Consider the following 19829-nt stretch of genomic DNA (forward strand, 5'->3'; position numbering starts at 1 on the left):
TACTGCTTTCGTAAAAAACCCCGCATTGCGGGGTTTTTTTTATTATGGCATTAAGAAAAATCGAGTCATATCCTGTTTTCTTAATGGCTGTAATTTGGGCGGCGCTAAGATTGATTTATATTCACTCAGGTCACATGTCTTTACTGAGAATATCCTGTAAGTCCTGTTTCAAAGACGACATCTGGTTCTTATACTTCTCTTTACGCTCAGCATCTTCAATTAACTGAACAACCGTCTCTGACAGAGTATTGCCCCGACGTCTTGCCAAGGCAGCCAAACGTTGCCACACCAAAAACTCCAGATCGATTGATTTTTTGCGGGTATGTTGATGCTCCGCATTAAAATGTCGCTTACGTCGGGCACGGATAGTCTGCTTCATCCGGTTAGCCAGTTGCACATTCATGTGACTATCAATCCACTCCAATACTTTCACTGGTTCACTTTCCAGCTTCATCAACTGCTCTACAGCATCCTGAGCCGCACTGTTTTCTATGTGGCGAGTAATGGCCTCACCTTCACGGTGTTTTTTAACTAAATAGGCCCATTTCCAACCACTTTCCAGATTTTCCAGTTGCTGATATTTCATCCTGAGCTCTTCAGTGACCGTGTAACTTAACTCAAGCATAACAGTTTTACGCAGAATTTCACCCTACTAAAAGCACATGATTAGATTGTTTTTTGTACGGAATGCTGCCGATATCTTACTCCTTGCCATCAACTGCTACTCTACGTATATGCAGCCTGCTTTATTCTTGTATAATCGCCCTTTCCCTTTTTGACGATTGCATCTATCACTTTGACCAATAACAGACTTGAATGGCAGTCGCTGCTGCCGAACACAACGCCGTATGAAGCGTTATTTGCTACAGCCTCCCAGTTGGAGCCTGTTTCTTTCTCGGCGATTCAACCGCGGCTTGAAAATGGAATGACGTTATTCTGTCATCCTCAGTCACGCCCGCGTTTTATGCTGATCAAAGCACAGGAAAGTACTGAGTATCTGGCATTGATCGCTCAAGCTGTTAAAGAGCTCCAGCCTGATGCTTCAGCCCTGTTTGGCGGAGACTATCTCGTGCATGGTCACCAGGTCAGCTGGCAACCCGCTCAACGCGGTGACGAGCCGTTTGCGGCAGTTTCGCGCTGTCTCTACCAAGAATGGGTCGAACCCGAACAACTATTTGGCTGTGCCAGATGGCATAAAGATCAAATCAATCTACAACCCGGCTTAGTGCATCAAGCTAATGGCGGTGTATTGATCTTGTCGGTACGGGCACTACAAGCTCAACCTTTGATGTGGCTGCGCTTGAAACAGATGATAGTTCAGCAGCGCTTCGATTGGCTGTCGCCTGATGAAACCCGTCCTCTGCCGGTACATATCCCCTCTATGCCACTGGATCTACGCTTGATTCTGGTCGGCGATCGTCTTGGTTTGGCTGATTTCCACGATATGGAACCTGAACTGGGCGAATTGGCTATTTACGGCGAGTTTGAAGTCGAACTCCCGCTGGTCGATATTGATGGCATGACGTTATGGTGCGGCTATATTAATTCGCTTTTGCAACAAAAACAGTTGCCTTTGTTATCTGCTGATGCCTGGCCGGTGCTATTCCGTCAGGCGGTACGTTACAGCGGTGACCAAGGAAGCTTGCCATTATGCCCGCAATGGCTCATGAGCCAACTGGCAGAGGCCGCGCTCTATGCCGAAGAGGACACCATCACAGCTAATGCGCTAGAAGTTGCGCTGAATGCCCGTGATTGGCGTAATAGTTACCTCGCTGAACGGATGCAAGATGAAATAGAGCTGGGGCAAATTCTGATTGAAACCGAAGGCCAGGTTGTCGGCCAGATAAATGGCCTGTCAGTATTAGAATATCCAGGCCATCCTTACGCCTTTGGCGAACCAGCGCGTATCAGTTGTGTGGTCCATTTAGGTGATGGCGAATTTGTTGATGTGGAACGTAAAGCTGAGTTAGGCGGTAATATTCATGCTAAAGGCATGATGATTATGCAGGCGTTTTTGATTTCAGAACTGGAACTTGATCAGCCACTGCCTTTCTCTGCCTCGATTGTTTTTGAGCAATCTTATGGCGAGGTTGATGGTGACAGTGCATCACTGGCAGAGCTTTGCGCGCTGATCAGCGCCCTTTCACAGCAACCGATCAATCAGCAAATCGCCGTCACAGGTTCTGTTGACCAATTTGGTAATGTGCAGCCTATTGGTGGTGTGAATGAAAAAATCGAAGGTTTCTTCGAAGCTTGTCAACGCCGCGGGCTAACGGGTAATCAAGGTGTTATTTTACCTGCCACTAATGTCCGCCATTTATGCTTGAATCAAGCGGTGATTGATGCTGTACAGAAAGGTCAGTTCCATTTATGGGCTGTTGATACCGCCGCAGAAGCATTGCCGTTATTAACCGGCGTGGTTTATGCCGATGAGCAACAACCTAGCTTATTGGGTATAATTCAAGAGCGAATCTCACAAGTCAATCCGCAAGACAGACACCGGTGGCCATGGCCATTACGCTGGCTGAACTGGTTTAACCAGGGCTGATCGGACTTGTTCAGCGTACAGGTGTACGCTATTGTACGCACTTCATTAAAATAAGGCTTACTGAGAACATGGTAGATAAACGCGAATCCTATACAAAAGAAGACCTTGAAGCATCAGGCCGTGGCGAGCTGTTTGGCGCTGGCGGCCCACCATTGCCAGCTGGCAATATGTTAATGATGGACCGTGTCGTCAAAATGACAGAAGACGGCGGCACCTATGACAAAGGTTATGTGGAAGCGGAACTGGATATTAATCCGGACCTATGGTTCTTCGGTTGCCACTTTATTGGTGACCCGGTAATGCCTGGTTGCCTGGGCCTTGATGCTATGTGGCAATTGGTTGGTTTCTATCTTGGCTGGTTGGGTGGCGAAGGCAAAGGCCGCGCACTCGGTGTCGGTGAAGTGAAATTCACCGGGCAAGTTCTGCCAGATGCTAAGAAAGTGACATACCGTATTAATTTTAAACGCATTATTATGCGTAAATTGATTATGGGTGTGGCTGATGGTGAAGTATTAGTTGATGGCAAAGTCATTTATACCGCCACCGACTTGAAAGTAGGCCTGTTTAAAGACACTGCCGCTTTCTAATATTTCTGTGCAGGGGCTATAAATCCCCTGCACCATTATTATGATGCCAATGGCATTTTTTTTAACATTAGTTACTACAATAAATGTAGTGACTAACGTTTCGCTTTGGCAACAGCTCTCTATGCCCACAAAAATCATCCGTGGAGTGATATGCAAAGAACTCACTTTCAAGATATGCCCTGCCCGGTGGCACGTTCTCTCGAGCGGGTGGGCGAATGGTGGAGCATACTGATCATCCGTGATGCTTTTCAGGGGTTAACACGGTTTGATGAATTTCAGCAAAGTTTGCAGCTTTCTCCCACTATCCTCACCCGCCGTCTTAAGTATTTGGTGGAAAGTGGCATCCTGGAGAAACGGCTTTATCATTCTCGCCCCACCCGCTATGAATACATATTGACTGAACGTGGTAATGATTTTTTCCCGGTGATAGCTGCTCTGTTTCATTGGGGTAATCAACATTTTGCGCCGGATGGCCCCGCAGCCATACTCGCCGATCGCCGTAGCGGTGCCCCTGTCGAACCCATATTGCTAGACAATGCTACTCGTCGACCTATCCGTGCGGAGGATGTCACCCTCGCGGCAGGTTCGGTCAGGAGCGATATAATTAATAAACGGTTGGCATTAATGCGTGAGAAAAATTCAGCCAATGCCAGGCACTCCCCCCATTCAATTGAGTCTCCAAAGGAAAAATAATGAATATGCGCCGTGTAGTGATTACAGGAATGGGTGTGGTTTCCCCATTGGGCTGTGGTATCGATGCTGTGTGGCAGCGTTTGTTGGCAGGGCAATCAGGTATCCGTGTTCTACCTGATGACATTGTGGGTGATTTATCGGCAAAGATTGGTGGCCAAGTCCCCACAATTGCAGACGATCCCGAAGCTGGCTTTGATCCTGATAAAGCAGTTGCGCCAAAAGATCAAAAGAAAATGGATCGCTTTATTGAGTTTGCTATGGCCGCGGCAGATGAAGCCATTGCCCATGCTGGCTGGCAAGCCGATAGTGAAGACAAACAAGAGCGCACCGCGACCATCATTGGTTCAGGTATTGGCGGTTTTCCCTCCATTGCCAATGCGGTGCGCACCACGGATAACCGTGGGCCAAAGCGCCTCTCCCCTTTCACCGTGCCCTCATTCTTGGTGAATCTGGCCGCCGGTCATGTCTCTATCAAACATCATTTCAAAGGGCCGATTGGTGCGCCAGTCACTGCCTGTGCAGCGGGAGTTCAGGCGATCGGCGATGCGGTGCGGTTGATCCGCAATGATGAAGCTGATATTGCTCTGTGCGGGGGTGCTGAGGCGGCGATTGATAAAGTTAGCCTGGCGGGTTTTGCGGCCGCGCGCGCATTATCAACCGGTTCTAATGATGCGCCCGAAAAAGCGTCTCGGCCATTTGACAGCGCCCGGGATGGTTTTGTGATGGGTGAAGGTGCCGGTTTGCTGGTGATTGAAGAGCTGGAACATGCTCTGGCGCGGGGCGCAAAACCATTAGCAGAGATTGTCGGCTACGGCACCAGTGCCGATGCCTACCATATGACCTCGGGTGCGGAAGATGGTGACGGCGCATATCGTGCAATGAAAATTGCATTACGCCAGGCTGGAATAACCCCTGCGCAAGTTCAGCATCTCAATGCTCATGCGACCTCAACGCCGGTGGGTGATTTGGGTGAAATCAATGCTATTAAGCACTTGTTTGGCGAGGGTAATACGTTAGCGATAACCTCAACAAAATCAGCTACTGGCCACTTATTGGGCGCTGCTGGCGGGTTGGAAACTATCTTCACCGTATTGGCATTACGAGATCAAATCGTACCTGCGACATTGAATTTGGACAATCTGGATCCAGCGGCTAAAGGGCTGAATGTGGTTGCGGGTCAAGCACAGCCTCATGAAATGACCTATGCACTTTCAAATGGCTTTGGTTTTGGTGGTGTGAATGCCAGTATCCTGCTAAAACGCTGGGCTGAATAATCAGTTAAGTAAGAGCCGCTTACAGCGCTGTAACGCCAAGTATGCAGGCTAAAATGAAAACCCCCGTATAACGGGGGTTATCCCTTAGTCTGACAGAGAGCCGCTTAAGCGGTCACAGCCCTGTCCTCCATGGCTTGTCGCCAACCTCCTAACCAATGCGATCTGGCGTCTAAAGCTTGATAGGGCAAATTTCCCTTGAACGCCCTGAAATACCTGCTTGATAGCCTCGTGACAATGCCCTTTCCAAGCGATCTCTTTTCTGTCTCTTCATGCCTCGTTTCCCTCATATTTCGGTCTGGTGGAAAGAAAACAGTGGCTACTTTATGTTCAGCCACAATTAAGTGATAGACCTTAGGAAACAGAAAAGCAATGCGCAAAATTCACGCCAATGTCATATTTGTGAACTATACACGTTGAATCAGCTAAGTGATTGATTTGGAATGGTGAATGTTATCTTGTTGATTTTAAATAAAAAACCCTCTTTCAGAGTCATATTAGTATGACTGCCGAAAGAGGGTTAGATTAATTTAAGATAAAATATTACTGAGTATTTTGTAACTGTGCCGCGATTGTCTTAGCTTCTTGCTGCCAACCCTCGGCCAAAGTACGGATCAGCGCATCATAACCATCGTCACTCTGTTTAAGCTCTAAATCGAACGGCTGCTTAATCAGTTGTCCCTGATGTTTGAGTATCCACACGCCACGGATGATAGCGCGGCCATCATAACGGCCGTGGAACCCGGTAACGGTGACATTGAGGACATCCTGTGAGCTATCAAGTGGTTGTGAAGAAACCAACCATCCCGGCAACGCATTGCTCAGATTAGAGACCAAAGTTTGCTGCAATTGCTGGTCCAATGGGCTGGCCCAAAGATTGTTGCTGGCAATCACATACTGTACATCGTTGGTTTGATACACCACACCCGCCGCCGCCAGATAATCCGCGACGCCCACATGTTCAACCCACAGTTGCCGTGATGCAACACTGCTAGTGGCGGTTGCGGGCGCGCTGAGAGCCGGTAGCTGATAATAGGTTTTGCTCGGTGTGCTGCTGCATGCACTGAGTAATAATGCTGCGATAACTGCCATCCATTTCATCATTTTTTGGCCTTCTTAGGCTGAGGATCCTGACTTCCTGCCGCTTCAAATACCAGTGCGTTGCTCTTTTCATTCAGCGTCCGCAATACCGGTTGTAATTCACGCAAGACCTGATCTAACCGCTGCATATCACCCACCATTTTATTGTAGGCGGGTGAGCCTGGCTGGAAACCTTTCATACTGCGATTCAACTCATTCAAGGTTTTTTGCAGATCTTTTGGCAGATCTTGCATCGCCGGACTGGAGGTGATCGCGGTCAATGCTTCCAGAGTTTTCTGTGTTTCACGCATGGTTTTCTGACTTTCAGCCAATGTTTTGGTGACTTCATTAACCATTGGGTCCAGCGGCAAGCTATTAATTTTATCTAACGTCTGCATCACTTTTTGCTGAATTTGCGCCAAGCCACCACTGACAGTTGGCAACAATGGATAGCCCGCCACTTCCAGCGGCCCTTTCCACGGTTTGGCATCTGGATAGAAATCCAGATCGACAAACAGTGCGCCGGTCAACAAGTTGCCTGATTTCAAGGAGGCACGCAGACCACGTTCTTTGGCGGTTTTCAATACTTGCTCAAAATTGGCATCTGGGCCTAAATCCTCGCGGAAACGGCCTGGCTCAATGCGGATGAGCACCGGAATACGGAAGTCATTATCAACGCGCTGTCTCATCCCTTCGGCGAAGAAAGGAACATCCCCGACAGTACCGATACGGATACCGCGGAATTCAACCGGTGCTCCCGCCTGCAAACCACGCACCGAGTCAGAGAAGAACAGCAAGAAATCTTCATGTTCGGTGTACAACGAGTTCTGGATGCTACTGCGGTTATCAAACAGTTTGAACTCAGCCTTATCTTGTGTGATTGGTTTACCCAAATCCACACCATCTGGCACATCGAAGCTAACACCGCCACTGAACAAAGTCGCCAGTGATGCCATTTCAACCCGCATCCCCTGTGAGGAGAGGTCAACCGCTACACCACTGTCTTTCCAGAACCGGACATTCGTCGTGACCAGACCGTCATAAGGAGCGCCAATAAATAACTGATAACGCATCAGGCGTGATTTGGCATCAAAGGTGCTGGTTTCCACTGACCCGACACGATAGCCACGGAATAAGACCGGATCACCGGCATTCAACTGCCCGGCTTGTTCGCTATCGAGTGTGATACGAATCCCTTTAGCATCCGGTGAGGCCAGCGGTGGGGAATCAAGCAAGGTAAACTCATTGAGTGCCTTACCTTTGCTACCAGGTTGTAGCTCAATGTAGGCCCCTGAAAGCAAAGTTCCCAGACCGGAAACTCCTTCACGCCCAATCTGCGGTTTGACCACCCAGAAAACCGTGTCACTGTGCAACAAGGTATTCATCCCGGAATTCAACCGCGCCTGCACGATAACATGGTTAAGATCTTCACTCAGAGTGACCTGCTCAACGATGCCAACATCCACACTGCGGCTCTTTATTTTTGTTTTACCGGCTTCAATGCCCTCGGCATTCAAAGTGGTCATAACCACCTGTGGCCCCTGATGGCTGAAATGATAAAACAGTATCCATGCACCAATCAGCGCAGTGACAATGGGGATGATCCACACTGGGGACCACCGTTTGATTTTTTCAATTTCTGCCACACCCTGGCTGGGATTATTGTCCGTCACCTTGCGGCTCCTTTTGGGTTGTTTCACTTATCCGATCCCACGTTAAACGCGGATCGAAGGTTAATGCAGCAAACATGGTCAGGATAACCACCATGGCAAATAGCAGCGCACCAATCGCCGGATAAATACTCATCAGTTGCCCGATACGCACCAATGACGACAGCACCGCGATAACAAAGACATCAATCATTGACCAGCGGCCAACAAACTCCACTATCTCATAAATAAAATGCATCCGTTCAGTGTCGGTATTACCCTTGCCTTTTGCATCCCAACATAACCAGCCGATCGCCAGCATTTTCAATGACGGCACCATAATACTGGCAATAAAAATCACCATCGCCACCGGATAAGAACCTTCACTCCACAAGAAAATCACCCCCGCCATGATGGTGGAGTTCATTTGGTTCCCCAAACTTTCGGTGATCATAATGGGCATTAAGTTAGCTGGAATATACAACAAGATAGACGTGACTAATAATGCCATTGTCCACTGTAAGCTATTGCGGCGGCGGATATAACCATGAGTATGGCAACGCGGGCATTCCACCTGAGCTTGCGGCAAAATGGCAGTGCAGCACGCACAAGAGCGCAGGCCTTGGCGCAAACCCGTTCGGCCCGCAATAAGAGGGTGAGGTAACACCGGTGCAGGGGCGATATCTTGCCACATCCAATGGCGATCGACACATTGGAAAGCACGCACTTGTAACAAGCAGAATAAACAATATGGGACAAAGCTGCTGCCGATGCCAATTTCACCATAGGCCATCAGTTTGACAAAACTGACCAGTACACCGGCGAGGAAAATTTCCACCATGCACCAGGTTTTAAATTGGAATAATGCTTTTGCCATCAGCGCCTTCCAACGATGCGGCATACGCACTCGCAGGCAAAGCAGGATGATAGCCACCATACAGAAAGCCGGTATTAACTGAACCAAAACCATAAATAACGTTGCCATGCTGGCATAGTTATCTGCCACCATCACTTTGGGTATTTGGATCAAGGTTATTTCGCTGGTGATCCCCGCCACACGCATGTTGACGAAGGGAAACATATTAGCCAGCAATAACATAAACAATGCGCTGATAGCATAACCTACCGGGCGCTTACGTGGCTCATCCCACCGCGCAGTCAGTGTGGTTTTACAGCGCGGACATACCGCTTTGGTGCCGTATGGCAGAGGAGGTAAGGCCACTGACATGTCGCACTGCCGGCACAGGATCACATTCCCTGTCTGCCCGGAGTGCTCGCCGTGCTCAGGCTGAATTACAGAACACAATATCGAATCCCTCACGGCTGAACTGTATCCCCTTCATCTTTCAAAGCGCAGGTGTGTTGGCTGTTCTCGTCACCCGAATCACTTACCTGAGTAAGCTCATCGGGGTTCTCTCGCTTGCCGCCTTCCTGCACCTTGAAATCTATTGGGGATAGCCAAGTGCTATATTGTCACGATACTAATATAACAATAGATATATTATCGTATAACTTATCACCTGACAGAACGGCGAAAAACCATTTTAGCCGTTTTTCTGAGCTTCCAGCTCTTCCCAGCGACTAAATGCCACTTCTAGTGCCTGTTCGGCATCAGCTAATGCTTGCAAAACCTGTTGTGTCTCTGCATGTGGACGGGAGAAGAAATCTGCATGGCTGACTTCGGCTTGTAACCCACTGATTTCACATTCCAGTTTTTCTAGCTGCTGCGGTAACTGATCCAACTCGCGCTGCAAGTTGTAGCTCAGTTTACCGGGACGTTTTGCCGCAGGGGCGTTGTTTTTCACCGGTGCAGCCGCTTTAGTTTCTTCAACTTTAGCCGCTACTTGACGAATAGGTTTTGCCTCAGCGCGCTGCTGGTGAGCATCATAATAACCGCCCACAAAGCTGCTGATTTGGCCATTGCCTTCAAAAATCCAGCACTCTGTTACCGAGTTATCCACGAATTGACGGTCATGGCTGACCAGCAATACGGTGCCTTGATAGCTATCGACCATTTCTTCCAACAACTCCAGTGTTTCCACATCCAGATCGTTGGTCGGTTCATCGAGGATCAGCAAGTTGCTTGGCTTCAGGAATAATTTAGCCAATAACAGGCGATTACGCTCACCACCAGACAAAGCTTTCACGGGGGTCATGGCGCGTTTCGGGTGGAACAAGAAGTCTTGCAGATAGCCCAGAACATGGCGTGAACGGCCATTGACCATCACTTCCTGCTTACCTTCGGCCAGGTTATCCATCACCGTGCGCTCGGGATCAAGCTCTGCGCGGTGCTGGTCAAAATAGGCCACTTCCAATTTGGTCCCGCAATGTACTTTACCGCTGTCGGCTTTAAGCTGACCGAGCATCAGTTTCAGTAAGGTGGTTTTACCACAACCATTCGGCCCCACCAGCGCAATTTTGTCGCCACGCTGTACTTGCGCGGTGAAATCTTTCACCAGCACTTTGCCATCAACCTGATAGTTAACATTTTCCAGATCAAAGACAATTTTGCCCGAACGCACCGTTTCTTCCACTTGCATCTTGGCGGTGCCCATCACTTCGCGACGCTCTGAACGCTCCATCCGCAGCGCTTTCAAGGCGCGAACACGCCCCTCATTACGAGTACGTCGTGCTTTGATTCCTTGGCGAATCCACACTTCCTCTTGCGCTAATTTGCGGTCAAATTCAGCATTTTGCAGCTCTTCAACCCGCAGTGCTTCTTCTTTGCTGGCAAGGTACAGTTCGTAATTACCCGGCCATGACACCAATTTGCCGCGATCCAGATCGACAATACGTGTTGCCATCGCACGAATAAAGGAACGGTCATGGGAAATAAATACAATGCTGCCCTGGAAATCTTTCAGGAAGCCTTCCAGCCAGTTAATGGTTTCGATATCCAAATGGTTGGTCGGTTCATCCAGCAGCAGCACTTTTGGTGAGCTCACCAATGCGCGACCTAATGCCGCTTTACGCAACCAACCACCCGACAGAGATGAAAGCTCCGCATCGGCTGATAAACCCAACTGAACCAAGACTTCCTGAATACGGCTGTCTAATTGCCATAACCCCTGATGGTCCAGAATTTCCTGCAATGCTGCCAGGCGATTAAGGTTTTTTTCGCTCGGGTCAAGTTCAACCTGATGCAGGGTGGCATGATAAGCTTTCAGATGCTCGGCTTGTTCTTGTACGCCTTCTGCAACAAAATCAAACACGGTTCCGGCTACATTGCGCGGGGGATCTTGTTGCAAACGTGCGACAATCAAATCCTGCTCATAAATGATCCGGCCATCATCCAATGCAATTTCTTTGCTCAGAATTTTCAACAAGGTAGATTTGCCCGCGCCATTACGGCCCACCAGACAAACACGCTCGTTTGGCTCAATATGCAATTCAGTATTATCTAATAAAGGGGCATCGCTGAACGACAGCCAAGCACCGGACATGCTAATTAACGACATAGTTTCTACTTTTCCTCGTGGCTGTGGGTAACCAGCCAACAGTTGTGGATTTGACGATTGCGGGCAAAGTCTTCAGATTGTGTTTGCGCGGTGATTTCTTTCGCTTCCAATCCCAACGCCTTTATCCCGTCCAAATCCATCTGGAAACCGCGCTTATTGTTCGAGAACATGATTGTTCCCTTACGGCGCAATAACCGTTTAAGTTCTTTCATCAGCACTAAATGATCGCGCTGAACATCAAAGGTGGTCTCCATTCGCTTAGAGTTGGAGAACGTCGGCGGATCAATAAAGATCACATCGAATTGCTCATCAGTGTTACTCAGCCAAGAGAGGCAATCAGCCTGAATCAAGCGGTGTTGTTGGCCGGTTAAGCCATTAGCGCGCAGGTTTTTCTCAGCCCATTCCAAATAGGTACGCGACATATCAACAGTAGTCGTACTGCGCGCACCGCCCAGCCCAGCATGGACACTGGCAGTACCGGTATAAGCAAACAGGTTAAGGAAATCTTTACCTTGACTCATTTTGCCCAGCATCTGGCGAGCAATACGGTGATCAAGGAACAAGCCAGTATCAAGGTAATCAGTCAGGTTAACCCATAGTTTGGCATTATATTCACTTACCAGCAGGAACTCGCCTTTCTGCGCCAATTTCTCGTATTGATTTTTGCCTTTCTGGCGTTCACGTGTTTTCAACACCAACTGGTTGGATGGCAGATTCAACACCGCCAAGGTGGCATTAATCACATCAAACAGGCGCTGACGCGCTTTTTGTGCATCAATGGTTTTCGGTGGCGCATACTCTTGCACCACAACTTTGCTGCCATAGCGGTCGACGGCTACGTTATAATCCGGCAAATCGGCGTCATACAGGCGGTAGCATTCAATGCCCTGCTGTTTAGCCCATTTATCCAACTTTTTCACATTCTTACGCAGGCGGTTAGCATAATCCTCAGCGACCTGAACACCCGCAGCACCCTGTGGGTTTGCCGCTAATTGGTAGTTTTTCTGCACACAATCTAATGGGCCATTCTTCGCTTTGAATTCGCGTTCTGCGCGCAATTGCAAGCAACTCAGCAGTTCCGGCGAGGCACTGAACAGGGATAAACGCCAGCCACCAAAAGCGCTTTTCATCATGCGGCCCAGCATATTGTGCAGCGCAATCAATGCCGGTTCGCTTTCCAACCGCTCACCGTAAGGCGGGTTACTGATAACTGTCCCGACAGGCCCTTCTGGTAATGGATTCACTAGCTTACTGACATCATTGGCATTGAAGGTAATCAGTTCGGCTACCCCAGCGCGACGGGCGTTAGCCCTGGCCATCTCAATGACGCGGCGGTCAATATCAGAGCCAAAGAAGCGGGAGGTCGTTTCCTGCAAACCACGGTGCGCACGAACTTGCGCTTCGGTGGTCAATTCACGCCACAGCTCTTCGTTAAAAGCACTCCAGGCGGTAAAACCCCAATGCGCCCGATGCAGCCCTGGGGCGCGATCTGATGCCATCATGGCAGCTTCAATCAGCAAGGTCCCAGAACCACACATCGGATCGACCATCGGTGTACCCAACTGCCAGCCAGAACGTTGGATAATGGCTGCTGCCAGGTTTTCTTTCAACGGTGCCTGGCCGGTCAGATCACGATAACCGCGCTGATGCAGCCCTTCGCCGCTGAGATCCAGCGCAACACTGGCCATATCCCGTTGCAGGAACACATTCACCCGGATATCCGGCTGCTGTTTAGCCACGGTTGGGCGCTGATCCAGTTTACGGGTAAAGCTATCGACGATGGCATCTTTGACTTTTAATGCCCCGTACTGACTATTGCGAATTTCGTCATTCACACCGCTAAAATGCACGGCAAAGGTTTTTTCCACACCAAAAATTGATGGCCAGTCAATCGCCTGTACCCCAAGATACAAGTCTAAATCACTGTAAACTTTAAAATCGTTGAGTGGTAACAAAATGCGCGAAGCCAAGCGGCTCCACAACAGGCTTTGGTACATGAGTCGATCGTCGCCCTGAAAATGTACCCCACCCTGTACTATTTTACAGTCGTGAGCGCCCAGCGCTTCGAGTTCGCTTTTTAACAGTTCTTCCAGTCCACGCGCCGTGCTGGCAAACAGAGAGTTCATATCGCACTATCACCAAAAAGAAAATTGTTGCGCATTATAGCTAATCCCAGCAGCTTGTCATAAAGTTGCTCCCTCTTATTTAATACTCGCACGGAGGCAATGGTGATTACCCTCTCCCGACTCTATGTTCATCCGGTAAAATCCATGCGCGGTTTGCAGCTTTCTCATGCACAAGTCAGCAGCAGCGGATTGGCTTTTGACCGCGTATTTATGATTACCGAACCAGATGGCACTTTTATTACTGCACGCCAATATCCGAAGATGGTGATGTTTACCCCCGCTTTAATGTCAGACGGCTTATATCTCACTGCCCCTGATGGCGAGAGTGCCAGTATCCGCTTTAATGATTTTTTAGCCAATGCCGAACCGACCGAAGTTTGGGGAAATCATTTTACCGCGCTCATTGCCCCTGTGGCGATCAACAACTGGCTCAGCGGCTATTTTCAGCGAGAAGTACAATTACGCTGGTTAGGCGCGGAATTAACCCGACGGGTAAAACCCATGCCGGAAATTCCACTATCATTTGCCGATGGCTTCCCTTATCTACTGATTAATGAAGCTTCGTTTAAAGAATTACAGCAACGCTGCCCCGGCAGTATAAAACTGGAACAATTTCGTCCTAATTTGGTCGTGACCGGCGCGAGTGCATTTGCTGAAGACAGTTGGCAGGTTATCCGAGTTGGCGATATTACTTTTGATTTGGTTAAGCCATGCAGCCGCTGTGTATTAACCACCGTCAGTGTTGAGCGCGGTCGCAAGCATCCAACGGGCGAGCCTTTACAAACACTACAGACATTCCGAACCGCCGAGAATGGTGATATCGACTTTGGTCAGAATATGGTGGCCAGAAACAGTGGTATTATTCGGGTTGGAGATGAAGTGGAGATTCTGTCAACCAAACCACCACGCCCCTATGCCGCTGGAGCGATAGTTGAAAGCCTTAGCGCACCGCAAGATCAATCCAAAACTATATCCATTGAATATAATGGCATTCGCTTTAACGGTAATAATCAGCAGGTATTATTGGAACAACTGGAACAACAAAATATCCGTATTCCTTACTCTTGCCGAGCGGGAATATGTGGTAGTTGTAGAATTACCTTAGTCGATGGCGATGTCGCACCGTTAAAACAAAGCGCTATTGGCAATGACGGGACGATACTTTGTTGCAGTTGCATACCCAAAGGAAATATTACTCTTAGCGGAAAATAAGATACAAATCGGTCAGGAACATATTTGAATGCGACTCGCAGAAGCGAAGCCCATGGACGGGCCGAGTAAGGAGAGCAGCCAACGCACATGCGGCTTGAAGTATGACAAGTATATACTCTAGATAATTCGAGTTGCAGGAAGGCGGTAATCGAATGAATCCCGATGAGTTGACATCAGTCAATGACTCGGGTGAAGGAGTGCAGCCAACGCACATGCGGCTTGAAGTATGACGAGTATAACGGGATTATACTGCTCGGTCATAGGCCGTCGTAGTGTAAACCTCTTGAATCACTAATGGTAACAAACGGTCATTCATTATTTTTATCGCATCGCCCAATGCCAACTGACGGCCAGCTAATACGACTTGGGGCTGCGCTAATAAACACAAACTGGCAGTGTCACCGGATTCAACTACTAACAAACTAATCTCTTCGTTACTATCCAATACTTTTACTGTAGCCAGTGCCGCATTCTGTGGTATCCAAGTTTTAGGCTGTTGTGCAAAATACCAGCTTTTGGGCATTAATGGTTTTAGAAAACGACATGCAACCAAAGCATTTAATATTAATTCTGAACGTTGCTCATGGCCCATTTTAATTTGGCGGCATTGATCTTCAAATTCAAAATAAAGCGCGGCATCATCAACGCAAAATGCAGATTCATCAAAGGCATCAGGAGTTAACATTTTAGACGGGAACCGCGACCGAAATATCATACCATTGGCTAAATCCAACATGAGCCTGTCATGTTCGATATCAAAATACCAACGCCATTTATCGTCTGGTTTAATCCGCATATTTTACCCTTCCCGCCACGTTCGCCAACATTATTGACTCAATAACTGAGCACTTACCCACCTAATTGCACTAAATCATATAAGGCTTTTGATGTATATTTAATCTATAGGGATAAAATATAGACGAGCTGGGGGAATAAATAAACCCCCAGACAAGTAAAGAAGATAAATAATTAGATATGAGTAATGATATTCTTAATCAAACTTGGTCCATGGAAGATAAATCCGGAATAAATTTGAATCAATGAAGCACCCGCAGCCATTTTTTCCCGCGCAGCAATGACCGAGTCAATTCCACCGACGCCAATAATAGGTAAACGGCCCTGCAACTCTTGCGATAAACGGCGAATCACTTCAGTACTGCGTAATTGTAATGGACGGCCACTTAACCCTCCGGCTTGTTCGCAATAATTTAAACCCTGAATGAGGGAACGATCTAAAGTTGTATTAGTGGCAATAACACCATCTATATTATGGCGAACCAAGCTATCCGCTATTTGGATCAATTCTTCTTCTGTAAGATCCGGCGCGATCTTAACTGCGACAGGAACATACTTATGATGCCGCTGATGTAATTCAGTTTGTTTATTTTTAATTGCTGCCAACAAATCATCCAGTGCTTCACCATACTGCAAAGACCGTAATCCTGGAGTATTAGGCGATGAAATATTAATCGCAATATAGCCGGCATAAGGATAAATTTTATCCATGCAAATCAAGTAATCTTCTTTGCCCTGCTCTACCGGAGTATCTTTATTCTTACCAATATTAATACCTAAAATACCGCCAAAATGTGATTTTTTAACGTTTTCAATTAAGTTATCAACCCCGTGATTATTAAAACCCATACGATTGATCAAACCTTCGGCCTCGACGACCCTAAACAATCTTGGTTTATCATTTCCTGACTGTGGCCGTGGTGTGACTGTCCCGACTTCAATAAAACCAAACCCCATCGCGCCCAGAGCATCAATGCACTCACCATCTTTATCCAAACCTGCAGCTAAGCCTAATGGATTTTTGAATGACAGCCCCATGCAACTTACTGGTTTGGTTGGCACTGATTGGCGAATCAAGAATTGAAGTGGCGTGCCAGTAACGCGTTTTAACTGGCGAAAAGTGAGTTCATGTGCACGTTCTGGATCAAGCTGAAAGAGTGCTTTTTTGACAAGTGGATAATACATGTAATCTCCTGAGCGGGCAGTGACTAGCCGTTGATGTTGGAATGGTAAATTCATCTTTCAGGAAAGTAAACGTTTGCGAAGTAAAGCCATGCAAAGACCTTGTTCTATGAAGTTACTCTAGTGTTAACAAATATAAGGATAAAAAAATAGAGGGCCATTATGCCCCCTATTTATTTAAACAATGACTTCTACAAATTATTTACTTTTGCAAATAGCCAACTTATGCCGCTAATGCTTTAGTTATCTTCTCGTATAAATCACCAGACAAATTATCCAGTGTTTTCAATTGTTCCAAGGCCTGACGCATCAAAGTTTGACGCCCTGAATCATAACGTTTCAAACGAATCAGTGGCTCAATCAAACGAGCAGCAACCTGTGGATTACGGGTATTCAAATCACTGAGTATTTCTACCAGGAATTGATAACCGCTACCGTCAGTGGCATGGAAAGCTGCTGGGTTACCGGAAGCAAAACTACCAATTAGCGAGCGAGTGCGGTTTGGATTACTCAAGCTAAAGGCTGGGTGTTTAAGTAAACCACGCACTTGCGCCAGAACATCCGCTGCCGGGCTGGTTGCTTGCAGAGCAAACCATTTATCCATCACCAAACCATCATGATTCCAGCGTACATCAAAGGCCGTCAACAACTCATCGCGGCAAGGTAACTGTGCAGCAACAGCAGCCGCGAGCGCTGCCAACGAGTCAGTCATATTATCTGCCTGATGATATTGGGAAGAAACAAGCTTGTTAGCAAACTCTTCATCCGCAAAGGCAAGGTAATTCAGACAGATATTGCGCAATGCCCGCTTGGCGATATCTGTGTGTTCAATACGATATTCAGGAGTGATATTCGCCACATAGACAGCCAATAATTCATCAGACAACTCATTTGCCAGACAACGGGTAATGGCTTCATGTACTGCACTGATCGCTTGCGGATCAATAGTGATGAACAACTCCGCAATTTCATTTTCTGATGGCAGTGTCAGGATCTGTGCTGCTAGTGCAGGATCAAGATTTTCATCAAGCAATATTGCACGGAAAGCATCAGCCACATGATTAGGTAAACTCAACGGCTGTTTTTGCTGGTATTTAGCAACATTGAGCTTGATATGAGTTGCCAGCAAACTTTGCGCCGCATCCCAGCGCGAGAATTCATTACGCGCATGCTGCATCAAGAAAGTCAGTTGCTGATCACTGTAGGTGTAATCCAGTTTGACTGGTGCAGAAAATTCACGCAATAGGGATGGGATGGGGGTGTGCTCAACATGATCAAAAGTAAAGGTTTGCTCAGCCTCTGTGACATTCAGAACATGATGAACCGGTAAACCATTTTTCTGTAACGCAATCACGTGGCCTTTACTGTCATAAAGTTCAATATCCAAAGGGATATGCAATGGCAGTTTTTCCGGCTGATCCGCGGTTGGCAACGTTTTCTGACTAACATGCAGATGATATTGCTGTTTTTCAGCATCATAATCATCACGTACCGTCAGTATCGGTGTACCCGATTGGCTATACCAGCGGCGGAATAAAGATAAATCAACATTAGATGCATCTTCCATTGCCTGTACGAAATCATCACAGGTCGCCGCACTGCCATCATGGCGTTCGAAATAGAGTTGCATGCCCGCCTGGAACTGCTGTTCACCCAGTAAAGTATGCATCATCCGGATGACTTCCGACCCTTTTTCATACACCGTCAAGGTGTAGAAATTGTTCATCTCGATGACTTTATCTGGGCGAATAGCGTGAGCCATCGGACTGGCATCTTCGGCAAATTGCGCCGAACGCATCACACGAACGTTTTCAATACGATTAACCGAGCGTGAGCCCAAATCGGAACTGAATTCTTGATCACGGAATACCGTTAAGCCCTCTTTCAAGCTTAATTGGAACCAATCACGGCAAGTTACTCGGTTACCCGTCCAGTTATGGAAATATTCATGACCGATAACAGCTTCAATGTTCAGATAATCTTTATCTGTCGCCGTTTCTGCTTTTGCCAGAACATATTTTGAGTTGAATACATTCAGCCCTTTGTTTTCCATCGCGCCCATATTGAAGAAATCAACCGCCACAATCATATAGATGTCGAGGTCATATTCCAGGCCAAAACGGGTTTCATCCCATTTCATGGAGTTTTTCAAAGAGGTCATAGCCCAATCGGCGCGATCCAAATTACCGCGGTCAACAAAAAGCTCCAACGCGACTTCGCGGCCAGAGCGAGTAATGAACTTATCACGCAAGACATCGAAATCACCGGCGACCAATGCAAACAGGTAACAAGGTTTTGGGAACGGATCTTCCCACTTCACCCAATGGCGACCATCATCCAGAACCCCCTGCCCCACGCGGTTACCGTTAGAAAGTAAATAAGGATAAAGCGATTTATCGGCAACAATACGGGTGGTAAACCGCGCCAGTACATCAGGGCGATCTAAATAATAGGTAATATGACGAAAACCTTCGGCTTCACATTGTGTGCAGAGTGCATTACCGGAAAGATATAGCCCCTCAAGTGCACTATTAGTTGCAGGATGGATATCATTCACGATGGTCAGTGTAAAATTCGCGGGTAACTGCTCAATAACCAGTGAATTACCCTGCAAATGGTAATGAGGCCATACTTGCCCATCAATGCTAATACTGATGAGTGTTAAATCTTCACCATCTAAGATCAATGGCGTCACATCTGCAACCTGACGTTTTACCTGACTGACCGCTGTTACCGTCGTTTTTTGTGCATCAAGTGCAAAGTCTAGAAAGATGTCAGTGATTGTGTAATCCGGCGATTTATAATCGTGACGGTATTTAGCTTGCGGCTGTTGTGTCATAGAAACCCTTTTGACGTCATCAGTGAATATGATTATCAAGTCTGTATTTAGAGGCGCCTGGACTTAAGAACTTTGGGTTCAAAGCATTGCTGCCAGCGACTTCGCCTTAGACTCAGATAGTCTTTTCAATGTATCACAATTGTGAAAAAAACCTAGGTGAGAGCCCGTGCTATTGAGGCAAATAAAGCATTGAATGCTCTTTTTTCGAGCCGCTTCGCAAGGTTATTGTTTTATTACATTGGGCCCGGAGAAAAACCGCTGATAGAAGTGATTGAAGGTAAAAACGCCCTGACTGCTTAAGAATTATCCAGAATATGTGCAATAATATTGCGGGTATTATATTCAGTTAATAACCCTACTAATTTAATACAACTTTTCCCTTATTATCT

14 protein-coding genes and 1 pseudogene are annotated in these 19829 nt (G+C 47.3%); 5 read left to right on the forward strand and 10 right to left on the reverse strand.

Features of this window, described 5'->3' with window-relative positions; all coding sequences use genetic code 11:
• Positions 1-130: 130 nt before the first annotated feature.
• Positions 131-586: a macrodomain Ter protein MatP gene (gene matP / locus DX162_RS19245; protein WP_032820065.1), complete on the reverse strand. Its 456-nt coding sequence runs from the start codon at positions 584-586 to the stop codon at positions 131-133.
• 210 nt (positions 587-796) lie between these two features.
• Between matP and DX162_RS19250 the strand changes: the two genes are divergently transcribed.
• From DX162_RS19250 to fabF, 4 genes are all read left to right on the forward strand, one after another.
• The gene (locus DX162_RS19250; RefSeq protein WP_004391127.1) at positions 797-2548 is read left to right on the forward strand and encodes an AAA family ATPase; all 1752 of its coding nucleotides are present in this window, start codon (positions 797-799) and stop codon (positions 2546-2548) included.
• 68 nt (positions 2549-2616) lie between these two features.
• On the forward strand, positions 2617-3135 hold the full coding sequence (gene fabA, locus DX162_RS19255; protein ID WP_004391126.1) for a bifunctional 3-hydroxydecanoyl-ACP dehydratase/trans-2-decenoyl-ACP isomerase: 519 nt from the start codon (positions 2617-2619) through the stop codon (positions 3133-3135).
• 150 nt (positions 3136-3285) lie between these two features.
• Positions 3286-3828, forward strand: coding sequence for a winged helix-turn-helix transcriptional regulator (locus DX162_RS19260; RefSeq protein ID WP_032820063.1), 543 nt, complete (start codon positions 3286-3288; stop codon positions 3826-3828).
• A complete protein-coding gene (fabF, locus tag DX162_RS19265) occupies positions 3828-5102 on the forward strand; it encodes a beta-ketoacyl-ACP synthase II (RefSeq protein WP_004391125.1) in 1275 nt (424 codons plus the stop codon). The genes DX162_RS19260 and fabF overlap by 1 nt, the downstream gene beginning before the upstream one ends.
• Before the next feature lie 104 nt (positions 5103-5206).
• Here the strand turns inward: fabF and rmf are convergent.
• The 6 genes and pseudogenes from rmf to rlmKL form a co-directional block, all read right to left on the reverse strand.
• Positions 5207-5373 (reverse strand): annotated as a pseudogene (gene rmf, locus DX162_RS19270) (ribosome modulation factor).
• A 269-nt stretch (positions 5374-5642) separates the two neighbouring features.
• Positions 5643-6203 (reverse strand): membrane integrity-associated transporter subunit PqiC, encoded by a 561-nt coding sequence (pqiC, locus tag DX162_RS19275; protein WP_032820061.1) that lies wholly within the window; start codon positions 6201-6203, stop codon positions 5643-5645.
• The gene (gene pqiB, locus DX162_RS19280) at positions 6200-7852 is read right to left on the reverse strand and encodes an intermembrane transport protein PqiB (protein ID WP_032820059.1); all 1653 of its coding nucleotides are present in this window, start codon (positions 7850-7852) and stop codon (positions 6200-6202) included. The genes pqiC and pqiB overlap by 4 nt, the downstream gene beginning before the upstream one ends.
• Positions 7839-9134: a membrane integrity-associated transporter subunit PqiA gene (gene pqiA / locus DX162_RS19285; RefSeq protein ID WP_071777638.1), complete on the reverse strand. Its 1296-nt coding sequence runs from the start codon at positions 9132-9134 to the stop codon at positions 7839-7841. Before pqiA ends, pqiB begins: the two co-directional genes overlap by 14 nt.
• A gap of 238 nt (positions 9135-9372) precedes the next feature.
• Complete coding sequence (locus DX162_RS19290; protein WP_032820057.1) at positions 9373-11286, reverse strand: ABC transporter ATP-binding protein; 1914 nt, start codon at positions 11284-11286, stop codon at positions 9373-9375.
• Between the two features lie 5 nt (positions 11287-11291).
• A complete protein-coding gene (gene rlmKL / locus DX162_RS19295) occupies positions 11292-13412 on the reverse strand; it encodes a bifunctional 23S rRNA (guanine(2069)-N(7))-methyltransferase RlmK/23S rRNA (guanine(2445)-N(2))-methyltransferase RlmL (RefSeq protein ID WP_004391120.1) in 2121 nt (706 codons plus the stop codon).
• Positions 13413-13511: 99 nt separating this feature from the next.
• On the opposite strand from rlmKL, the gene DX162_RS19300 reads away from it, so the two are divergent.
• Positions 13512-14624 (forward strand): YcbX family protein, encoded by a 1113-nt coding sequence (locus tag DX162_RS19300; RefSeq protein WP_004391119.1) that lies wholly within the window; start codon positions 13512-13514, stop codon positions 14622-14624.
• A 244-nt stretch (positions 14625-14868) separates the two neighbouring features.
• Here DX162_RS19300 and DX162_RS19310 read toward each other — a convergent pair whose 3' ends face one another.
• From DX162_RS19310 to pepN, 3 genes are all read right to left on the reverse strand, one after another.
• Positions 14869-15420 (reverse strand): cell division protein ZapC, encoded by a 552-nt coding sequence (locus DX162_RS19310; protein WP_032820056.1) that lies wholly within the window; start codon positions 15418-15420, stop codon positions 14869-14871.
• Between the two features lie 173 nt (positions 15421-15593).
• Positions 15594-16604, reverse strand: coding sequence for a quinone-dependent dihydroorotate dehydrogenase (gene pyrD / locus DX162_RS19315; RefSeq protein WP_004391117.1), 1011 nt, complete (start codon positions 16602-16604; stop codon positions 15594-15596).
• Positions 16605-16824: 220 nt separating this feature from the next.
• Positions 16825-19440 (reverse strand): aminopeptidase N, encoded by a 2616-nt coding sequence (gene pepN, locus DX162_RS19320; protein ID WP_004391116.1) that lies wholly within the window; start codon positions 19438-19440, stop codon positions 16825-16827.
• Positions 19441-19829 lie beyond the last annotated feature (389 nt).

The organism is Yersinia kristensenii (assembly GCF_900460525.1).
Classification (GTDB): Bacteria; Pseudomonadota; Gammaproteobacteria; order Enterobacterales; family Enterobacteriaceae; genus Yersinia; species Yersinia kristensenii.

What these genes read in the sequence shown, in the direction of transcription:
- matP (WP_032820065.1), bottom strand. Translation starts at nt 586, where the DNA reads ATGAAATATCAGCAACTGGAAAATCTGGAAAGTGGTTGGAAATGGGCC.
- fabA (WP_004391126.1), top strand. Translation starts at nt 2,617, where the DNA reads ATGGTAGATAAACGCGAATCCTATACAAAAGAAGACCTTGAAGCATCA.
- DX162_RS19260 (WP_032820063.1), top strand. Translation starts at nt 3,286, where the DNA reads ATGCAAAGAACTCACTTTCAAGATATGCCCTGCCCGGTGGCACGTTCT.
- fabF (WP_004391125.1), top strand. Translation starts at nt 3,828, where the DNA reads ATGAATATGCGCCGTGTAGTGATTACAGGAATGGGTGTGGTTTCCCCA.
- pqiC (WP_032820061.1), bottom strand. Translation starts at nt 6,203, where the DNA reads ATGATGAAATGGATGGCAGTTATCGCAGCATTATTACTCAGTGCATGC.
- DX162_RS19290 (WP_032820057.1), bottom strand. Translation starts at nt 11,286, where the DNA reads ATGTCGTTAATTAGCATGTCCGGTGCTTGGCTGTCGTTCAGCGATGCC.
- rlmKL (WP_004391120.1), bottom strand. Translation starts at nt 13,412, where the DNA reads ATGAACTCTCTGTTTGCCAGCACGGCGCGTGGACTGGAAGAACTGTTA.
- DX162_RS19300 (WP_004391119.1), top strand. Translation starts at nt 13,512, where the DNA reads ATGGTGATTACCCTCTCCCGACTCTATGTTCATCCGGTAAAATCCATG.
- DX162_RS19310 (WP_032820056.1), bottom strand. Translation starts at nt 15,420, where the DNA reads ATGCGGATTAAACCAGACGATAAATGGCGTTGGTATTTTGATATCGAA.
- pyrD (WP_004391117.1), bottom strand. Translation starts at nt 16,604, where the DNA reads ATGTATTATCCACTTGTCAAAAAAGCACTCTTTCAGCTTGATCCAGAA.
- pepN (WP_004391116.1), bottom strand. Translation starts at nt 19,440, where the DNA reads ATGACACAACAGCCGCAAGCTAAATACCGTCACGATTATAAATCGCCG.